The following is a 1,885-nucleotide window of genomic DNA, read 5'->3' on the forward strand; positions in this document are numbered from 1 at the left end:
TGGTAGTGCACACACCTGCGCTCCCATTGTCATTTGTGTTTTTTTTTTTTAGATGTGTATAAGAGACAGGTTCGGGTGGCAGTCCGGTTCGGGTGGGGGCTCGGTCCCGGTTGCTGTCAAGGTGGCCCGGTGGTCGATTCGCTGGGATGGGGTCGTTGAATATGCGTTGCGTTCCCTGGCGACATCGCGGCAGGATCGTCGTTGTTGCTGGAACAGAGGGGGACGATGAACGAGGTCTTGCTCGACGCGGTCCGCCATAACAACTGGGCGACGAAGGAGTTGGTGAGGTTCTGCCAGGACCGAGATCTCTCCGGGGAACAGCTCGAGGTCCGTGGCGTCGGCACCTTTGGTGGCATCCTCGCCACGCTCCGCCACATCATCGTGTCGGACGGAAGCTACATACGGCGTCTGGCCGAGTCCGAGCTCGCCTGAATCGACAGTGATGAGGACGCCGATCTGCAGAAGCTCCATGGCTGGGCCTCGCAGGCCGAGCAGCTCTGGGAGCAGGTGTTGGCCAAGCCGATCGACGTGGAACGCGTAGTCATCGTGGACAACGGAACTCGTGAGGTCCGAGCCGGCATCTTCGTGGCTCAGGCCCTCAACCACGCCAACCACCACCGCGAGCAGGTCTGCGCCATCCTGACCGGCCTGGGCATCGAGCCGCCGGACATCCAAGCCTGGGAATTCGCCTGGGCCACCGGACGGATCTGGGAGCGAAAGTGACGACTCGCGGCGTGGAGACGTCGCCGGGGGTGAAGGGCCCGGCTCTCATCAGGGCGTTCCTGACGGCCGTGCGCGGCAGGGCTTCGCTGCCGCGCGCTGATGGCTGACCTCAAATCGGAGCCGTTCGCTGATGGCTGACCTCAAATCGCATGGGACGTGGTCCGAGGGGCGGCGCGCCTTATATCCTGGGCGTGTTCCCGTAAGGGCCCTGGTGGCGGGCACTGGAACGATCAGCGGTGAACTACGGGATTGACGGTTAACCAACGATATCCGGCCAAGTTGGCCTTTCTTGTTTTCGTCGAAGTCGCTCCTTCGCAGAGTTCACTGCATTGTCAGCCATTGCATGTGTGCGCCGCCGAAGGGGCCCGTGCTCTCCCCTACCGCATCGAGTAGCCAGCGTGCGGTCTCCTCCGCTTGCGATATCAACTCGGGTGGGTAATTGAGCAGCACCTGATGCTCGGCGAACTCATCTTCGTCATCGAGGACGAGCCTGCCATCGCGCAGGCGGATCACGTCCAGGTCGAGGTCCAGCATGGTCACCTCACCGTCCCTCCATTCCGGGATGGTGGTGACGTCGACATAGATTTCGCTTTTGTGGGGTGGGGCGTTGAACGAAGCGGTCCACCAGGCGTTACGAGGGAACAGCATGATCGCGGTTGTCTCCCACGTGACGGGTGGCCCATCGCCTTTGCGGGCGACCGTGCCGCCGGGCACCTCCACCCAGACGCCGTGCTCGTCCTCGCCGAGTAGGCGGCCCGGGTGGTTCCAGTGCAATGCTCCGCCGAACTTTCGAAACACGACCCGTACATCTGTCACAGAGGGAAACCTATCCGCCGCCGGACGGCTGTCGCTCGACCACCCCGCCCGGGCTGCGTGTGCTGGAGGTCGCGAGGGGTTGGAGTAGCTGTGCGGTGTGGCATCGGGGCAGGCGGGTTGCGGGCATTGTGTGCAGTGGGGGTGTGGAAAGCCGGGTTCTGCTGGGTAAGGGACGCCTCCGTGAGCCAGCGGGCTAGGGATGCAGACGAAGAGCTTCTCTCATGGCTTTCAGGCGTTGCGGTGAGGCCAGGCCGGCGTGGTACAGGTGAAACTCGGACGCTCCAGCCTTGGCGTACGTCCTGAGCTGGTCGGCCAGTGCCTCCGCGTCGGCTGGGCGGGGCGGGAG

At 63.6% G+C, this 1,885-nt stretch carries 3 protein-coding genes; 2 read left to right on the forward strand and 1 reads right to left on the reverse strand.

Annotation, left to right across the window (positions count from 1 at the left end; translation table 11 throughout):
* Nucleotides 1-225 precede the first annotated feature (225 nt).
* Nucleotides 226-432, forward strand: a complete 207-nt coding sequence (locus E1292_RS50220) for a DinB family protein (RefSeq protein ID WP_132606848.1) — start codon at nt 226-228, stop codon at nt 430-432.
* A gap of 24 nt (nt 433-456) precedes the next feature.
* Nucleotides 457-723, forward strand: coding sequence for a DinB family protein (locus tag E1292_RS50225; RefSeq protein ID WP_281284168.1), 267 nt, complete (start codon nt 457-459; stop codon nt 721-723).
* Between the two features lie 321 nt (nt 724-1,044).
* Here E1292_RS50225 and E1292_RS50230 read toward each other — a convergent pair whose 3' ends face one another.
* Nucleotides 1,045-1,539, reverse strand: coding sequence for a DUF402 domain-containing protein (locus tag E1292_RS50230; protein ID WP_132606850.1), 495 nt, complete (start codon nt 1,537-1,539; stop codon nt 1,045-1,047).
* Nucleotides 1,540-1,885: the final 346 nt, after the last annotated feature.

Source organism: Nonomuraea deserti, from assembly GCF_004348685.1.
GTDB lineage: Bacteria > Actinomycetota > Actinomycetes > Streptosporangiales > Streptosporangiaceae > Nonomuraea > Nonomuraea deserti.

What these genes read in the sequence shown, in the direction of transcription:
- E1292_RS50220 (WP_132606848.1), top strand. Translation starts at nt 226, where the DNA reads ATGAACGAGGTCTTGCTCGACGCGGTCCGCCATAACAACTGGGCGACG.